This window comes from Psychrobacter urativorans, assembly GCF_904846695.1.
Taxonomy (GTDB): Bacteria; Pseudomonadota; Gammaproteobacteria; order Pseudomonadales; family Moraxellaceae; genus Psychrobacter; species Psychrobacter urativorans.
In genome coordinates this window covers 21,053-35,688 of sequence record NZ_CAJHBR010000025.1, presented here as the reverse complement: position 1 = coordinate 35,688, position 14,636 = coordinate 21,053, and the positions used below count along the sequence as shown (strand labels likewise).

Genomic DNA, 14,636 nt, shown 5'->3' with positions numbered 1-14,636 from the left:
TAATTAAATTGTTCAAAATCGTGGCTCATAGATATCGTAACCGTCGTCAGCGCTATGATCTTAGAATGAAGCTATTCGCCGGTGTTGTTAATTTTGAGCTTAACCTATGACTTTTGCAAGAGGTCTAGTCTTAACTAAGTCGCTTCAAAATAAATTATGGATAGTATTCTTGGTGAGTTTATTTGGTCTCAGCGCTTGCAGTAGTGAGACAGAAGATCCGGCTACTAATACAGAGTCTAGTGAAATGATACCTGCGCAAACAGCGAGCGAGGCTGAAGATCAAATCCTTGCTTCTACAGAGGACGCAGAAGGTGCAGGAGGTACAGCATATTATTCTAGTAACGGAAATGACCAAAAGGCTGATGATACGGGCTATATCAACGAAAATAATTCAAACCTAGATAAGACACCTGCAGATGGCATGCAGTAAGTATTGGAAGTCGCACAATCCATTAAATATTAAAGGGTTTCTGTAAGGTTATTATCAGTTTTAATCGCTCCGACTAATCATTATCTTAAAATATCCCATTTTTGAGGGCGGTAGCCTTTCCTGCAATCAAGCCTTTTATTTTTACTCACATAACTAGCAGTATTGACTAAAAAAGCCCGTGACCATAGCCACGGGCTTTTTGCATTTTTAGGGTATGACTATTAAAAACATAATAATCAATATTTATTTTGGTTACGCCACTCATCTACATCACGTTCAGCATCTTCTTTTGAATGACCATAACGCTCTTGGACACGTCCAACTAGTTTGTCACGATCACCTTCGATATGGGTGAGATCGTCATCTGTTAAATCTGCCCACTTTTGTTTTACTGAACCTTTAAGTTGGTTCCATTCGCCTTTTAATGTCTGGTTATTCATATCATCATCCATTTTTTGATTATTTTTGTACTGTTCATCCATACTTTGTTCGTTCACATTTTGATTGTCCATTATGGTTTTCCTTTTCTATTTATTAGTTTGTGAGTCAACTTATCTATATTAAGTTCATCTATGTTTTCTTATTTTTATTGATGAATAGGTTATCATCAGTCTTAATTTTCAAGCTGACATATCTAATATAGACGGACGTAATTAGGACGTCTGTACCACGAATGTTTAAAGTGTTTCTGAGTCATTGTTAAGACTGCTAATATGTTATCGCGATGTAAGTTGTGTCTTTGGTTAGACGTTTCTTGACCGCTAAAATAGAATAACAGGCATAAAAAACCCTAGACGGACTTTAACCTTGAAATTATTTCCATTAAAAAAGACTATAAAATATGCTGGGTGACATTAATTTAAATTTAATTATAACTGCACATGTTAGTCCAAAAATCAAAATAAAGGCTGCTATTGCTCGCAATATAAATTTATTACTCTCCATAGATTACCCCTTAAGTTATTCAACAAATATAACCACTTTCCGTATCTTAGTATTTTTGTCTATCGTCTGCCACTAATCAGCATAACTTAATCTGATGGTTTATTCGTTAAAAACCCTTCGAGTGAATCGCAGTAAGTACATCGTCGTGTAAGTCCAGACAATTTAATGAATACTAGTTTACTTAATTAAAACTACTTTTTGGGTTTTGGTAATTCTAAACGTCCTTATCTTGAGAATGTTAGCTGGAACCAAATAGAGTAACTACTCCAGCTTATCTTTTGCTTTGAATGGTTCTGAAAATTGCAGGATTAGAGAGTTGACAACGGACAGTATTATTGCAATCTCATACCGCCCATAAGCAACGGAGATGCCGATAGCAGCGGTATTCCATAGACTCGCTGCCGTTGCTGTACCTTTTACCGTATTGTCGCCTTTAAAAATAGCACCACCACCGATAAAACCCATACCCGTAATAATCGCGTACATGATTCTCGCTTCAGGCTCTGATCCGTGATAGATATCTACAGCGACTAGCATGAAAGCGCACGATGCAATACTTACCAAGGGAAAGGTTCTGAGACCTGCACCCTTATCTTTCATCTCACGATTAAGGGCGATCGGTAGCGAAAGTATAAAAGCAATTCCTAATTGAAGAAAATGATATCCCAGTAATTTTAAGCTTAAATCAAATTCAAACATGGCTAATCTACTCTCTAAAAATGAGGCTTTATGTGTATAAAATGAATTTGATAATGCTTAAAAATGTTTTTTTAAATAGTCGGAATTTTGTAACATTAATAGCGACAGACTGAAGTTATTAATAATGCTATATAAATTGAACTAATAGACCCCAAAACCGCCAATTGTTCACACAAGTTGCAGTTATGTTAAAGTTTCGAGCTAAGATACTGTCATGCTTTTTGTGTGCATTATCAACGTGCTTCTATTTATGAGTTTATATTTAGCAACTTTGAAGTCCAAGGCGATTTTTTTGTTGGCTGGAATCTAATGTCATATTCTTCTTAAAGAACTATCATAAGCTCATTATGATTTTTTCTGTGCTAACAAGTTTACCCAATTTATCTCTAAGATTACTTTAATATAAATCACCTCTTAAATTTAAGATAAGTGTATGAATTGATTTAATTTTTACACAACTTACCAACCCTTACATTATTAACTTTATTTAAACAATTAACCACCAATTTATTATCATATTCTCAGTTATGATATTTCAACCAAGAAATAAGCCAGTAGTAAACATCAATAGTAATCATTAAATACTTGAACCTTTAGTGCTTACTATTATTTTTCATGGAATAGCATAGTTTGAACCGCACATAGGGATAAGTAATGACGTTCAATGATGGAGTATTTATTAAAGAAAGTTTGGATTATATAGAAGGTTGTGAGACTATAAATAGCTCTCCTGTAGACAATTATACAAAAAAAAGCAATTTACGAGCCAGCACAGCTGCTTCGTTGAGCTTTCAATTAATGACACGTGCCGAACCTCCAGAACTGGTCATTGACACTATTCAATCCATACTAGCTATAAAAAAGAACCAAGACGAAATTATTATTATCGATAATAATAATACTGATACATCCATGTATAAACCATTGGCAGCGTTTTGTGCCAGCTTAGATCCTGAGCTGAAAGTATATTTTTACCATATTGACGCGGTAGAAGGGTTTAAAGCGGGTGCATTGAATTTAGCATTAGGACTCATGAGCCCAGATTGTACGCATATTGTCGTCGTTGATAGTGATTATCAGGCGTTATCACACGCTAGAGTATCGATTGCGGACGCTATCCAACAGTATCCTGCTCACACTCTACTTCAGTTCCCGCAGTTTTACCGTAACGCTGGGCAAATAGATATCCATAGCGAATTAAACCACTATTTCAATCATCATTTATACCGTCCCTTTAATCGCAAGCGGGCACTATCAACAGGAACTTATGCGGTAATACGCCGCTCAGATCTTTTAAGCTTAGGTGGCTGGTCAGGTGCCTCGATTACTGAAGATGCGCAGATGGGTGTTCTTATGCATCAACAAGGTTTGCGTAGTCAATTCATACCAAAAGTTATTGCCACCGGTTTATTACCCAATACGTTGAATGATTTAATGAGCCAACGTCGTCGCTGGATCTATGGCAATATGCAAGTATTAAGTAATTACTTCTCAATAGCTATGTCATCGATGCATCAACAATTTTCAGAAAATAATCAAGCATCCACTCCTGTGACTACTCTTCATCAACACATTATTAATAACGCAGAAGTAAAAGGTATCGGCGAACGTCTAGCTTATGCACGTGCGCATCTTTCTCAGCTCAGTGCTTGGCTAAACTTCACTGGTTTCTTTATTTTTCTTCAAATCTGTACGCTCCTGATAATTACCAGTGCACTCTTTGTCCCTAAAATTCTTGATACTAACGCCGATTCATCTCTACTCACGCCTTTATATATAGTATATGCAGGATATGCTATTTTCTTAGTGAGGCGTTTATGGGCATACTTACAGGATAAATCGCCACTTAATAAACAAATCAACGACAATCATCTACTAACTATGAAAATACGCTTAAGAGCGTGGTTGATGCATTTGAATTTTTGGGAGCTTGGTGCGCTATCATGGCTGCCCGTTATGTGGGGTCGTGAAATGCCGTTTATATGCACTCCAAAGCGAGAGTATATTCGCACTCGTCACTCATTATGGCTGGCAAATATAGTAGCATTACCCAAGCTGCTATTGGCACTAAATATCATTACTGCGCTTGTAGTAGCGCCGTTCTCCCCTTTTTATTCTCCGTTATTACTTATCTGTTCTTTAACAGTTTGCCTATTAAAAATCGGTGCGGCAAAAGTGGCATTTGATAACTTTGCTGCTACACAGCAAAAAGTCACCCGTATTAGTATTAAATATAAACCTGCGGTCGCGCAAGCTCGAAAACAAACCAAACCGCTAACACCGCCTAAAATTGAAACGGTATTTGAAGACAAAAAAACTATTAATTCCTAAGAACGCTTAACGCTTAAAAACAATTCATTTCTAAAAGACCGTGGTTTAAAGAATCAGTGTTATAGAGATTTTTTTAATGATTTGTCTGTATTAAGACCTGTTTTTATTACCTATCTAAAACAATTTCTATATTATTTTGAGGTTTGTATGTCTTTCGCACATTCTGTTAGTTTTGTAAGCTCTACTGATGATAATAGACGCCCTATCGCAATAACCAATAAACCATTACGCATAGCAGTTATTGCCCACTGTTTATATCCTATTGCCCAGCCGTATGCAGGTGGACTTGAAATGATTACACAACTCATCTGTGATGAACTTGTTGGTCAAGGTCATGAGGTGCTGCTTTATGCTCATACAGACAGTCGAACGCAAGCAACCTTAGTCCCAATGCTAACCCGAGCTGATTTTGATACCACTGTCTATGAGAACGAACATGACACGCTAGGAATGAGCCGCGAGGAGATGTACCAGTACTTGGTCTATCAACATATACTGCGTGATATTATTGAACGTGACGCACGCGGTGAAATTGATATCGTGCACAATCACAGTCTGCATCACATATCAATGATGACCGGTCAAGCGTTTGGCGCTCGGTTTTTTACTACTTTTCATACGCCGATCTTTCCGCAATTGCGTCTGGCGCTGCTGACGTTACGCCATGGGACAAGTACCCAGTTTACTGCCATCAGCAAACACCAGCAGCGGCTTTTTTCTGAGTTTGTTCCTTTACATGTCGTGTATAACGGCATCGACGTTGAATCCTTTATTGCTAATACTGAGCCTACGGATAGTCTAATTAGTAAGCATAGCGAGGTATATTTTTGGTACGGGCGTATCTGTCCTGAAAAAGGCACACATTTGGCTATGCAGTACTGTATTGAGGCTGGGAAAAAACTCATCATTGCCGGACCTAAAAGTAATGAAGATTACTTTAATCAACAAGTAGCGCCTCTATTATCTCAAGACCGTAAAAATGGCGCGCAAAAACTGTTTGATTATGTTGGTCATGTGACTAAGGAAGAGGTGAATCATTACCTCGCTCAAGCAACTGCCATGCTATTTACCAGTGTTTGGGACGAGCCTTATGGATTAACACTGGCCGAAAGCTTGGCGTGTGGGACACCAGTAATTGGTTTTGATGTGGGTGCAAGTGCTGAAATCGTCACGCCCAGTACAGGCATTATCGTTGCTAAGGAAGATAAAGAAGCCTTTATAAAAGGGTTTTCTGAGATTAAACACATATCGCGTCAGGCTTGCCGCGAACGTGCTTTACAGTTTTGCTCAGTATCAGCAATGGTAGATGGATATCTTGCATTGTATAAAGCGGCAATCGCAGAAAATCAGCCAAAGAAGGGTTTCGCCAATCCACGAGATGCGCAGCTACTGGCACAGAGTTTATTTAAAATTAATCATAAGTCAAACTCGTTAATTGGTTCAAATAGCGAATTACGTTATATTTCTAACACTAGATCTGTCACTATGAGTCTTGAGGAATAATGAGTATGCGGCTTGGCTATTACGCGCATCATCACGGCTCAGGACACTGCCGTCAAATTGATAAACTTGCGGCGCTACTACCGGTGGATGCAAGAAGACAATTAATAGTATTTACGAGCTTAAGCTCAGATGCTTATACCTTCACTTCTATTGATGAAACACAAATTGTAAGTCTGCAAGCAGAAGATGAGTGTGATGATGATGTGCTAAAGGGACGCGCAGGAAAACATTGGCAACCAGCTAGCCTTCATTACTCACCTGTCGGTAATAGCAATATTCAAAAGCGTAGCCATCAAATACTAGATACAATTTATCAGCGTAAGATTGATTTGATGATTATCGATGTGAGTGTTGAAGTGGCCATGCTGTGCCGCGTTGCTAGTATTCCTTATCTTTATATCAGACTTCCTGGTATTCGTGATGATACCCCACACCTCAATGCCTTTGCTGGCGCTCTTGCTTTACTAGCGCCTTATCCTCGTCTACTAGAGGCTACTATGACGCCTGAATGGGTGGGTAAAAAAACCCTATACCTTGATTTCATTAATACGGCGCAACAAAAAGAGCTCTTTTATCATGAATTTATAAAAATACTAGCGAAGTTAAATACTTCAAATGTAAAAGACTGGAAAGAAGCTCCGCATACTATCATTACCGTTATTAAAGGCTATGGTGGACATGAGGCCATTGATATGAAATTACCGGAGTTGCGCCAGCTATTACCTAGCGCCTTTATCATATCACTTGGCCCTATCAACGATGAAATGCGCTATCATGTTGATATTGCTACTCAAGTGAATGATGTTACGCCATTTATGCAACATAGCGACTATCTACTGATGGCCTGTGGTCTGAATGCAGTTGCGCAAGCCTATGATTATACTACGCCACTTGTAGTGGCATAATAAACTTGGACCATGTTTAAGAGGCTATACTAACCCAAAGAAGGAAAATAGTATGACCAACAATCGCAACCAATACACCCGAGAATTCAAGTTAGAAGCCATTAGCTTAGTCACTGATCACAAGCGTAAAATACCTGATGTGGCCAGCTCACTTGGTATTGGCAAATCCACCCTGCAGAAATGGCTGAGTCAGTACCGTCAAGAAATAGAGGGTCAAGCACCTAAAGTCGGCAACGCTTTAACGGATGAACAACGAGAGCTACAAGCGCTTCGCAAACAAGTTAAGCAGTTAACCATGGAACGCGATATATTAAAAAAGGCTTCAGCTCTGCTAGCATTGGACAGCCTGAACGGCTATCGCTGATTAGCGAGCTTGCAGAGCAAGACAAACGGGTGAGTAAACGCCGACTGTGTGACTTATTTGGCATCATTAAAAGCAGTTACTACTATGGCACACAGACTAAGCCTATTGATGTTGAACGTGTCAAACTCAAAGCCTTGATACGCCAGATATTCAACGACTCAAAGCAATCGGCTGGTGCTCGCACTATCATCGCTATCCTGTGGAATGAGCACAGTATTAGACTGACGCGTTACTTAGCCGCTAAGCTCATGGATCAAATGGGACTCAAAAGCTGTCAGCAAAAGACACACAAGTACAAGCACGCTGATCAAGAGCATAAAACCCATGACAATATCTTAGACCGCAACTTTAATCCAAGCATGCCTAATCAAGTCTGGACGGGCGATGTGACCTATGTCCGTATCAAAGGCGGCTGGTGTTATCTCGCCGTAGTGTTAGACTTGTTTGCACGACGTATTGTGGGCTTTAGCGTCTCAGACTCTCCCAACAGTACTTTGACCGCCAAAGCGCTGCAGATGGCATATCAGACGAGACTCAAGCCTAGTGGGGTACTATTTCATTCGGATCAGGGTACTCATTACACCAGTAAGAAGTTTGCTGAATCAATCGCTGATTGCGAGGGTATGACACAAAGTATGAGCCGAAAAGGTAACTGTTGGGATAATGCTCCCACTGAACCCTTCTTCAGGAGCTTTAAAACAGAATGGATGCCAAAGGGTGGTTATGAGGATATCGATGAAGCCAAACAAGCTATCAGTGATTATATCTGGGGCTATTATCAAACTGTGAGACCGCATACTTTCAACAATTATTTGCCACCCGCTGAAACAGAGAAACGTTATTTTAATAAAGACCTCTTATCAGGTGTCCTAAATTAGTTGACCACTACAACTCGTGGTTCTACCTGACGACCGTCCACACCAAGAGCAAGAAGTAATGTCACAAGCATTGATAAACCAAGGACGTGCATTGAGCTGGCAGCAATTTAAAATCCTGCTCTCTCATAAACAAACTCATACTAACCCGAATGAACAATCGGTAAATAAAGCACCGATCAAGTCAATTTCAAAGTCTAGTCACGCAAATCGCAACGAAGACTATTTAACTGCTGCCAAAGCATTTATGGATAGTACGACAGAATATCCAACGACTAAAGCTTGGTTTGAACAATGGTTACTCCCCAAGCTTAAATTAAATCCTGACTATTAATAATCTAAATACTAATAATCAGTACTTTTAAACAACAATATCAAACCCACCATAAAAAAAGAAAAATAATCAAAGAGCTGGTAACGACTGATGAACATAAGAACCATGATTAATGTTAAGGCTGTTTCTGACCATATACCAGTAACGGTTATCACAACCTGTTACGGACGCAATCGCCATCTTTACAATCTACTCAGTAGCCTTATGAAAGGTAGTGTCCAGCCCGATGAAGTCATCATTGTCAATGACGATGCCGACCTCAAACGCCTGGCTGAATTTTCTTTAAACATCGTAAAAATTCCCACCACCATTGAAGCATCGTCCAATAAATCAGATACAACTAAATTTGATATTGGGCACAATCGTAATATCGGTGCAGCGCAAGCCACTCATGACACTCTCATATTTTTAGATGTGGATTGTATAGTAGCACCGACTTTTATTGAGCAATTAAGCGCTAAATTGCAAAAATATCCTGACTCCTTACTCATGGGACAACCACGCTATCTCACGCGACCTTTGTTAGATAAAGAAGGTTTGGAATTACAAAATGGCGCACTAACCACCTGCTTTTTAAATGAACTGTCTGTCTATAACCCTTATCGTTATAACTTTAATGAGGTTGACTGTATTCCCACACAAATAAAGCAGACAGCTATTGAACAAACCGATGATTACGGTGCGTTTTGGAGTTTATGCTTTGCGATTAAGCGTCGACAGTTCGAGCAGATAGGTGGATTTGATACTCAATACATCGGTTATGGAGCCGAAGATACTGACTTTGCTTTTACTGCCCGCCAATTAGATATTAACTTCTATCTCACTGCTGACATTGTTTACCATCAGCAGCATAGCGTCTATCGGCCACCTCTTAATCATCTAGATAGCATTACCATCAATGCCAATCGCTTTTATGAGAAATGGCAGCACTGGCCGATGGAAGGGTGGCTTGAGCAATTTTCTAAGATGGCACTTATTCGTTGGACAGTGGAACAATTGACGCCGATAGTGGTGTTAAGAAAGCCTAATACTCATGAGATAGAGCAAGCACACTGTCCTAATGCACCGTATGTTTAAACTTTTGACCAGTATTTAATACTGACGAATAACTTCTACCTCTTGCTGCGGCGAACTCATTTCACTGCGCTCAAACTCCCAGTTATGCCCATGCCAAAAATGCGCAGTTTTGTCATTATCATTAAAACCTATCATTAATAGTCGTAGCGGCAGCTCTGATTTTTGCATTAATTGTATATGTTCTCGAGCGCCCAATAGTAATCGATATAATAAAAACCCAGACGACGGCGCTGATGAATGAATATCGCTAAAGTGAGGGTAGTCAGCAACGACCGGATGATGTTCGGATAATACTCTGTAGTGCATCTCATTATGCAATAACTCTTGCACCACTGGTGGAATAATTAATATTCGGTCAGAATTAACAGGATCATCATCAGGGCTTGGGTCATCACTTGGCAACGGAAACTGATACGGCTGATTACTCAGCAATATCCCTAATGGTGCAGCCTTTGCCATTCGCTTCATTACTGCTACATTATTACTTCTCGGTGGCAAGCCAAAATGCAGTTTACTGTCGCCAATCTGCCGAAAAAATAATAATTTAGGCAGTTTACTAATTAATGGATGATTAGCAAAAAAATCAGCGTGTATGAAGTGATTAAACAACACTAAAACATCATCAGGTTGTAACAACTGCTCAAGTTGTGTGGTACTAATGGATTGATTATTGGCGATAAATACTATTCTATTTTTTTGCTCTAAGGCATTTTGAATGTTAAGCGGCAAACTTGCAAAGGCAGCAGCTGCTTTATTTATTTCGGCAGACTCACACTCACTGTTCTCTGATGATAAAACCTCGTGCCTAAGTGTTGAGTTATACATACTAAATATTTCACCTTATTTAATGTTAGAAATAAACTTTACTTTAAGATAGATTCCTTTCATGTATACCCATTAAATCTCTTGCAAAAGTACTATTTCATCGACTTCTATTCTAATTGGCAATACTTTTACCACAAGGATCCTCTACCCTATCAAGGGATCGAACTACTAACCTGTATGACCTATGCTGTGAAATCCGTACAAACAAATCTGGGAGGCTCTAGTTATGTAGCCTGACGATAAAAGTCAAATTGCATGATCTTTATCACAAGGCCAACTCATAATTTGTACTACGCCCTGAAGATTCAGATTTTTGTATCATCCTCTTCTCTATCAAATCATTAATATCTCGTAGTGCCGTGTCTATAGAACACTTAGTCATAACTGCCCATTTTTTAGTAGTCAGCTTGCCATAAAAATCAGTCAGTAAAGTATTCAACATCGTTACCTGCCTAGTGTTCAAAGCATGCTGTCGATGGGTCTGCCAAAAACTCGCTTTATTGATGATTTTATCCGTGGTCGTTTGAGCAGCAATCAGAGCTTGTTCCAGTGTTTGTAAAAACCAAACTAGCCAATCCGTGATATCTCTATCACCTTTTTGCGTGCGCTCCAGTATTTTGTAGTAGTCATTACGCTGTTTAAGAATCTGTGCTGACATACTATAAAAACGTTGAGCGCTATCATCGCTTTTCGCCAACATCCTCTCCGTAATGGCACGAGTCAATCGTCCATTGCCATCATCAAACGGATGCAAAGTCACAAACCATAAATGGGCAATACCTGCTTTTATGACCAAATCTATATTATCTTGCTCATTTGGTGAAATGTTAAACCACGATAGAAATTTTTCTAACTCATCTGATAGCCTATCGGCACTAGGCGCAACAAAATGAACCTGTTCACGACCATACCCGCCAGATACTACTTGCATTGGCCCTTTACTATCATCACGAATACTGCCTGCTTGAATGCGATAAAGCCCACTATACCCATCTGGAAATAATGCTCGATGCCATCCAAGTAAATCGTCCAGCAATAGGGGCTGTTGATAATGATAGGTGGCACTTAGCATCATTTCTACCACTGCGTCGATCTCACGAGTAGTCGTTGGCATACTTGCGTTATCTAACCCTAAATGCCGCGCAACTGAGGAGCGCACTTGTTCATTATTTAGTGACTCACCCTCAATCTCTGAAGTTTTAACAATCTCTAAAGTCACCGCATCTAATTGTGCCTCAACATTAAGTTCGAACCCTAGTGTTAGCAGTTTACCAAGCAAACGGCCTTGTAATATCCGCACGCGACTAACCAATGGTAATAGTTTTTTGTCCGACCATTGCCACTCAGTCCAGTCTGGATGTTCATGAATATAGGTAATATGCCTCATATTTTCCTCAGATATGTGCAGAGATTAAATCATTAATCTCCTTATATTATGCAGATAATAAATGATAAAAACAATGCATACTAATTAAAGTAAGAACAAACTAGTTTGAAAAATAGAATTGAGGAAAGGTGTTTTGGACAGAGAACGCAATGATTTTGGAATAAAAAACGCTAGAGTGAAGGTAAAAAGACTATAAAATTATAGTGCCGAGATACGTGTTAAATTTTATATTATTCTAATTTACTTTATGATTTTTTAACTATATAATTGCTATAGGCCAATAATATCAATGCATGTAAGATAACATCACATTATGATATTTCGTCTACCTACCTTGACATGGTAGAGGTTATACCAGTCGATGCTAACGTTGTGGTAGATGACGAGTATTTGTTGGCGCTGAAAAATGAGGCAGGTCTACTTGCTATGGATGTCCCCTCATCGAATGCTGTAGTAAAAACTAATAAGCAGCATAGCGCCATGAAGTTGGAAGTAGATCAAACTAATGAGCAACTTAGTGCGGCTATCAATGAAATTAAAAATCGCAATCAACAAAAAATAGATCAAAGAAAGCAAGAATAACCTTATTCACAGGCTTAACCATACCAATGGGTATAAGCGACTATCAATTAGTACTCATTGAGATAAAAGCAGCATTTGAGCACTATATTGGGGATTAACACCCATACATATAGGCCGTTGACGCTATTTAGACACCTCTAGATCATTACTATAAGCAAACAGCGCTGGAGCACCGCCAGTATGCCAAAACAATACTTTGTCGTTCTTTTTAAGCTTGCCTGTACGGATCATATCCAATAAGCCACCCATAGCTCTACCAGTATAAACTGGATCTAATAGTATGCCTTCCGTCTGGGCAGTAATGGCGATGGCTTCATTTTCTACTGCTCCTACTACCCCATAGCCTTCACCGACATAATCAGAGTTCAGTATTAAGTCAGAAGCTGAGAACTTATAATCGGCATCTATCAGTTCGGCAGTACGGTTAGCAAGAGCTACGATATACTGGTCAAAAGGTACTTTGTCGGTTTCTCCTTTGTCGATATTTATGCCCACTATTTGACAGGCTGAGTTAAATATTTTACTGCCCAGCATTAAGCCAGCTTGCGTTCCACCTGAACTTGAAGCAAAGATAATGTGAGTAAATGATAAATCTATATTTTGACATTGTGCCTCTAACTCTCTAAAGGCTTCTACAAACCCTAAGGCACCTAGCTCGTTTGAACCACCATAAGGAGCAACGTACGGTTTTCGGCCTTGCTGTATTAATTGCTGCACAAGGTTAGGAATATCCTCCCCTTTGCAGTGGTTACCTGACCAATGGATATGACAGCCAAATATTTTATCCAGTAGCAGATTGCCTTGTGGGTGCTTAGGCTCTTCTCCGCCTAATACTAGATGACACTCAAGCCCTAAGCTTGCCGCTGCTGCAGCCGTCTGACGACAGTGATTAGACTGCGCAGCTCCAGCAGTGATGATAGTGTCCGCACCTTGAGCAAGAGCCTCACCAAGAATAAATTCCAGCTTTCTAGTTTTATTGCCCCCTAGTGCCAGTCCCGTATTATCATCGCGCTTCATATAGATTTTAGGGCCGTCCAAGCGAGCACTTAACTTACTTAGCTCGATCAAAGGTGTGGGGAAAAACCCTAAAGACTGGCGGGCAATATGTTCGTAGCTCATAAGTCATCCTAGTGGTTATAACAGTGAATAATGATAATTTTTAATAGGAATAGATTTAAGATATCGTTTTGAGTTAAGGGTTTCAAAATATATCCAAACATTAGCTGCAAAGTAGAGATATGACTAAGCACGTATCAGACTTAGAGGATAGACCATTTTGATCGGTAGATGAAGTGATTGTAACTTATCGCGAACGCTAGTCATAATAGATAAACCAATGGTTTGATCATGGTGTAAGGAGGGTATTACTAGTTGGCGTTAAGCGATTTTGTGACTCTTATCAGTATTAGCAGCTGTCCTAACATCAGTATTGATAGCTTTGTTATGCTGCTGTTCGCCAGTCTATGCTACCGTTACCTCAAGCAGTTACAGTTGTAGTGCCGAGAGATAAGCAAAATCCCTATAAAAACTAATCAGCCAACCATTCATTAAAGACAAGCATTGATTAAAGACAAGCATTGATTAAAGACAAGCATAAGCCTAGTACTAAATAGTTAAGTAAGAATAGGCCCGCCAGCTAGGATATAGTTCAATACCAGCTTAGTGACTTGTGGCTTGTCAAGAATCCTTTGAGTGAGCGGAGTCAATAGTTGCGCTAGTTATTGATGACTGGCGCTGTAGCCAACAGTTGCTATTGAAAGTTTGCTATTGAAAATCTGCTGCTGGCTTATTATCATTACCTGCTGGTATCTCAATAGATTCGTCACGTAAAGGCCTAATCTTTTTATCGCTATTAGTGACTTTTTGTGCAGCAGCATCAGCTATTGGAAAGCCGTCGGCATCAAGAGCTGGAACAGGTGCACTAAGGGTAGATAAATAGGCAATAATATCAGCACGTTCGCTAGCATCCGGTACAGGATCAGCTAACATTTTTGAATCTGAGACGACTTTTTCAGCATCTGCAATATAAGGGTCAAGAGTTTTTGCATCCCATATCCAACCGGATGCTGCTAAGCCTTTACTATACTCATAATCAGTCAATTGTGCAGCTGAGGCACCATAGATATTCATTAATTGTGGGCCTTTCTTATTAAGACCAGGGGTAAGTTGATGGCATTGACCACAGGCTTCTTCAAAAATAAGAGCCCCATTATCAGCATCACCTTGAGTATAAACAGGCAAGTTAAGTTGTGGACGATAATCAGGCGGTGTTTTTTCACAGCCACTGAGTAACATCATAGCGACAATGATAGGACTTAATACCCTTATATCCATTGCAAGACTGCGTTTAATTATAGAGTTAATGGTGATTTCTACTTA

General features: G+C 39.5%; 15 protein-coding genes. 9 read left to right on the top strand and 6 right to left on the bottom strand.

Annotation, left to right across the window (positions count from 1 at the left end; translation table 11 throughout):
- Nucleotides 1-172 precede the first annotated feature (172 nt).
- Complete coding sequence (locus JMY09_RS12785; RefSeq protein WP_227677321.1) at nucleotides 173-430, top strand: hypothetical protein; 258 nt, start codon at nucleotides 173-175, stop codon at nucleotides 428-430.
- A 236-nt stretch (nucleotides 431-666) separates the two neighbouring features.
- On the opposite strand, the gene JMY09_RS12780 is transcribed toward JMY09_RS12785, so the two are convergent.
- Both JMY09_RS12780 and JMY09_RS12775 read right to left on the bottom strand, forming a co-directional pair.
- Nucleotides 667-942: a CsbD family protein gene (locus JMY09_RS12780; protein WP_413786371.1), complete on the bottom strand. Its 276-nt coding sequence runs from the start codon at nucleotides 940-942 to the stop codon at nucleotides 667-669.
- 694 nt (nucleotides 943-1,636) lie between these two features.
- On the bottom strand, nucleotides 1,637-2,074 hold the full coding sequence (locus JMY09_RS12775; RefSeq protein ID WP_201538492.1) for an MgtC/SapB family protein: 438 nt from the start codon (nucleotides 2,072-2,074) through the stop codon (nucleotides 1,637-1,639).
- Between the two features lie 654 nt (nucleotides 2,075-2,728).
- Between JMY09_RS12775 and JMY09_RS12770 the strand changes: the two genes are divergently transcribed.
- The 7 genes from JMY09_RS12770 (at nucleotide 2,729) to JMY09_RS12740 (ending at nucleotide 9,463) form a co-directional block, all read left to right on the top strand.
- Entirely contained in the window at nucleotides 2,729-4,405 is a 1,677-nt protein-coding gene (locus JMY09_RS12770; RefSeq protein ID WP_201624127.1) for a glycosyltransferase family 2 protein, read from the top strand.
- A gap of 147 nt (nucleotides 4,406-4,552) precedes the next feature.
- Nucleotides 4,553-5,908 carry a glycosyltransferase gene (locus tag JMY09_RS12765; RefSeq protein ID WP_201624125.1) on the top strand — a complete coding sequence of 452 codons (1,356 nt, stop codon included), beginning with the start codon at nucleotides 4,553-4,555 and terminating at the stop codon, nucleotides 5,906-5,908.
- The gene (locus JMY09_RS12760) at nucleotides 5,908-6,813 is read left to right on the top strand and encodes a hypothetical protein (RefSeq protein ID WP_201624123.1); all 906 of its coding nucleotides are present in this window, start codon (nucleotides 5,908-5,910) and stop codon (nucleotides 6,811-6,813) included. The genes JMY09_RS12765 and JMY09_RS12760 overlap by 1 nt, the downstream gene beginning before the upstream one ends.
- A gap of 52 nt (nucleotides 6,814-6,865) precedes the next feature.
- Nucleotides 6,866-7,177 (top strand): transposase, encoded by a 312-nt coding sequence (locus JMY09_RS12755; RefSeq protein ID WP_201624121.1) that lies wholly within the window; start codon nucleotides 6,866-6,868, stop codon nucleotides 7,175-7,177.
- 29 nt (nucleotides 7,178-7,206) lie between these two features.
- Nucleotides 7,207-8,055 (top strand): IS3 family transposase, encoded by an 849-nt coding sequence (locus JMY09_RS12750; RefSeq protein WP_265088025.1) that lies wholly within the window; start codon nucleotides 7,207-7,209, stop codon nucleotides 8,053-8,055.
- Between the two features lie 16 nt (nucleotides 8,056-8,071).
- Entirely contained in the window at nucleotides 8,072-8,386 is a 315-nt protein-coding gene (locus JMY09_RS12745) for a hypothetical protein (RefSeq protein ID WP_201624119.1), read from the top strand.
- A 105-nt stretch (nucleotides 8,387-8,491) separates the two neighbouring features.
- Nucleotides 8,492-9,463, top strand: a complete 972-nt coding sequence (locus JMY09_RS12740; RefSeq protein WP_201624117.1) for a glycosyltransferase family 2 protein — start codon at nucleotides 8,492-8,494, stop codon at nucleotides 9,461-9,463.
- A gap of 15 nt (nucleotides 9,464-9,478) precedes the next feature.
- On the opposite strand, the gene JMY09_RS12735 is transcribed toward JMY09_RS12740, so the two are convergent.
- Complete coding sequence (locus tag JMY09_RS12735; RefSeq protein ID WP_201624115.1) at nucleotides 9,479-10,288, bottom strand: hypothetical protein; 810 nt, start codon at nucleotides 10,286-10,288, stop codon at nucleotides 9,479-9,481.
- Between the two features lie 265 nt (nucleotides 10,289-10,553).
- Nucleotides 10,554-11,675 (bottom strand): Fic family protein, encoded by a 1,122-nt coding sequence (locus tag JMY09_RS12730; RefSeq protein ID WP_201624113.1) that lies wholly within the window; start codon nucleotides 11,673-11,675, stop codon nucleotides 10,554-10,556.
- Between the two features lie 339 nt (nucleotides 11,676-12,014).
- On the opposite strand from JMY09_RS12730, the gene JMY09_RS12725 reads away from it, so the two are divergent.
- Complete coding sequence (locus JMY09_RS12725) at nucleotides 12,015-12,257, top strand: hypothetical protein (RefSeq protein WP_201624111.1); 243 nt, start codon at nucleotides 12,015-12,017, stop codon at nucleotides 12,255-12,257.
- 123 nt (nucleotides 12,258-12,380) lie between these two features.
- On the opposite strand, the gene JMY09_RS12720 is transcribed toward JMY09_RS12725, so the two are convergent.
- Both JMY09_RS12720 and JMY09_RS12715 read right to left on the bottom strand, forming a co-directional pair.
- Nucleotides 12,381-13,376 carry a D-cysteine desulfhydrase family protein gene (locus JMY09_RS12720; protein ID WP_201624109.1) on the bottom strand — a complete coding sequence of 332 codons (996 nt, stop codon included), beginning with the start codon at nucleotides 13,374-13,376 and terminating at the stop codon, nucleotides 12,381-12,383.
- A 645-nt stretch (nucleotides 13,377-14,021) separates the two neighbouring features.
- Nucleotides 14,022-14,591: a c-type cytochrome gene (locus JMY09_RS12715; protein ID WP_201624107.1), complete on the bottom strand. Its 570-nt coding sequence runs from the start codon at nucleotides 14,589-14,591 to the stop codon at nucleotides 14,022-14,024.
- Nucleotides 14,592-14,636: the final 45 nt, after the last annotated feature.

Bases quoted from the DNA above. Each gene is read 5' to 3' on its own strand.
- JMY09_RS12765 (WP_201624125.1), top strand. From the start codon at position 4,553: ATGTCTTTCGCACATTCTGTTAGTTTTGTAAGCTCTACTGATGATAAT.
- JMY09_RS12715 (WP_201624107.1), bottom strand. From the start codon at position 14,591: ATGGATATAAGGGTATTAAGTCCTATCATTGTCGCTATGATGTTACTC.
- JMY09_RS12725 (WP_201624111.1), top strand. From the start codon at position 12,015: ATGGTAGAGGTTATACCAGTCGATGCTAACGTTGTGGTAGATGACGAG.
- JMY09_RS12720 (WP_201624109.1), bottom strand. From the start codon at position 13,376: ATGAGCTACGAACATATTGCCCGCCAGTCTTTAGGGTTTTTCCCCACA.
- JMY09_RS12735 (WP_201624115.1), bottom strand. From the start codon at position 10,288: ATGTATAACTCAACACTTAGGCACGAGGTTTTATCATCAGAGAACAGT.
- JMY09_RS12770 (WP_201624127.1), top strand. From the start codon at position 2,729: ATGACGTTCAATGATGGAGTATTTATTAAAGAAAGTTTGGATTATATA.
- JMY09_RS12740 (WP_201624117.1), top strand. From the start codon at position 8,492: ATGATTAATGTTAAGGCTGTTTCTGACCATATACCAGTAACGGTTATC.
- JMY09_RS12775 (WP_201538492.1), bottom strand. From the start codon at position 2,074: ATGTTTGAATTTGATTTAAGCTTAAAATTACTGGGATATCATTTTCTT.
- JMY09_RS12780 (WP_413786371.1), bottom strand. From the start codon at position 942: ATGGACAATCAAAATGTGAACGAACAAAGTATGGATGAACAGTACAAA.
- JMY09_RS12730 (WP_201624113.1), bottom strand. From the start codon at position 11,675: ATGAGGCATATTACCTATATTCATGAACATCCAGACTGGACTGAGTGG.
- JMY09_RS12760 (WP_201624123.1), top strand. From the start codon at position 5,908: ATGAGTATGCGGCTTGGCTATTACGCGCATCATCACGGCTCAGGACAC.
- JMY09_RS12755 (WP_201624121.1), top strand. From the start codon at position 6,866: ATGACCAACAATCGCAACCAATACACCCGAGAATTCAAGTTAGAAGCC.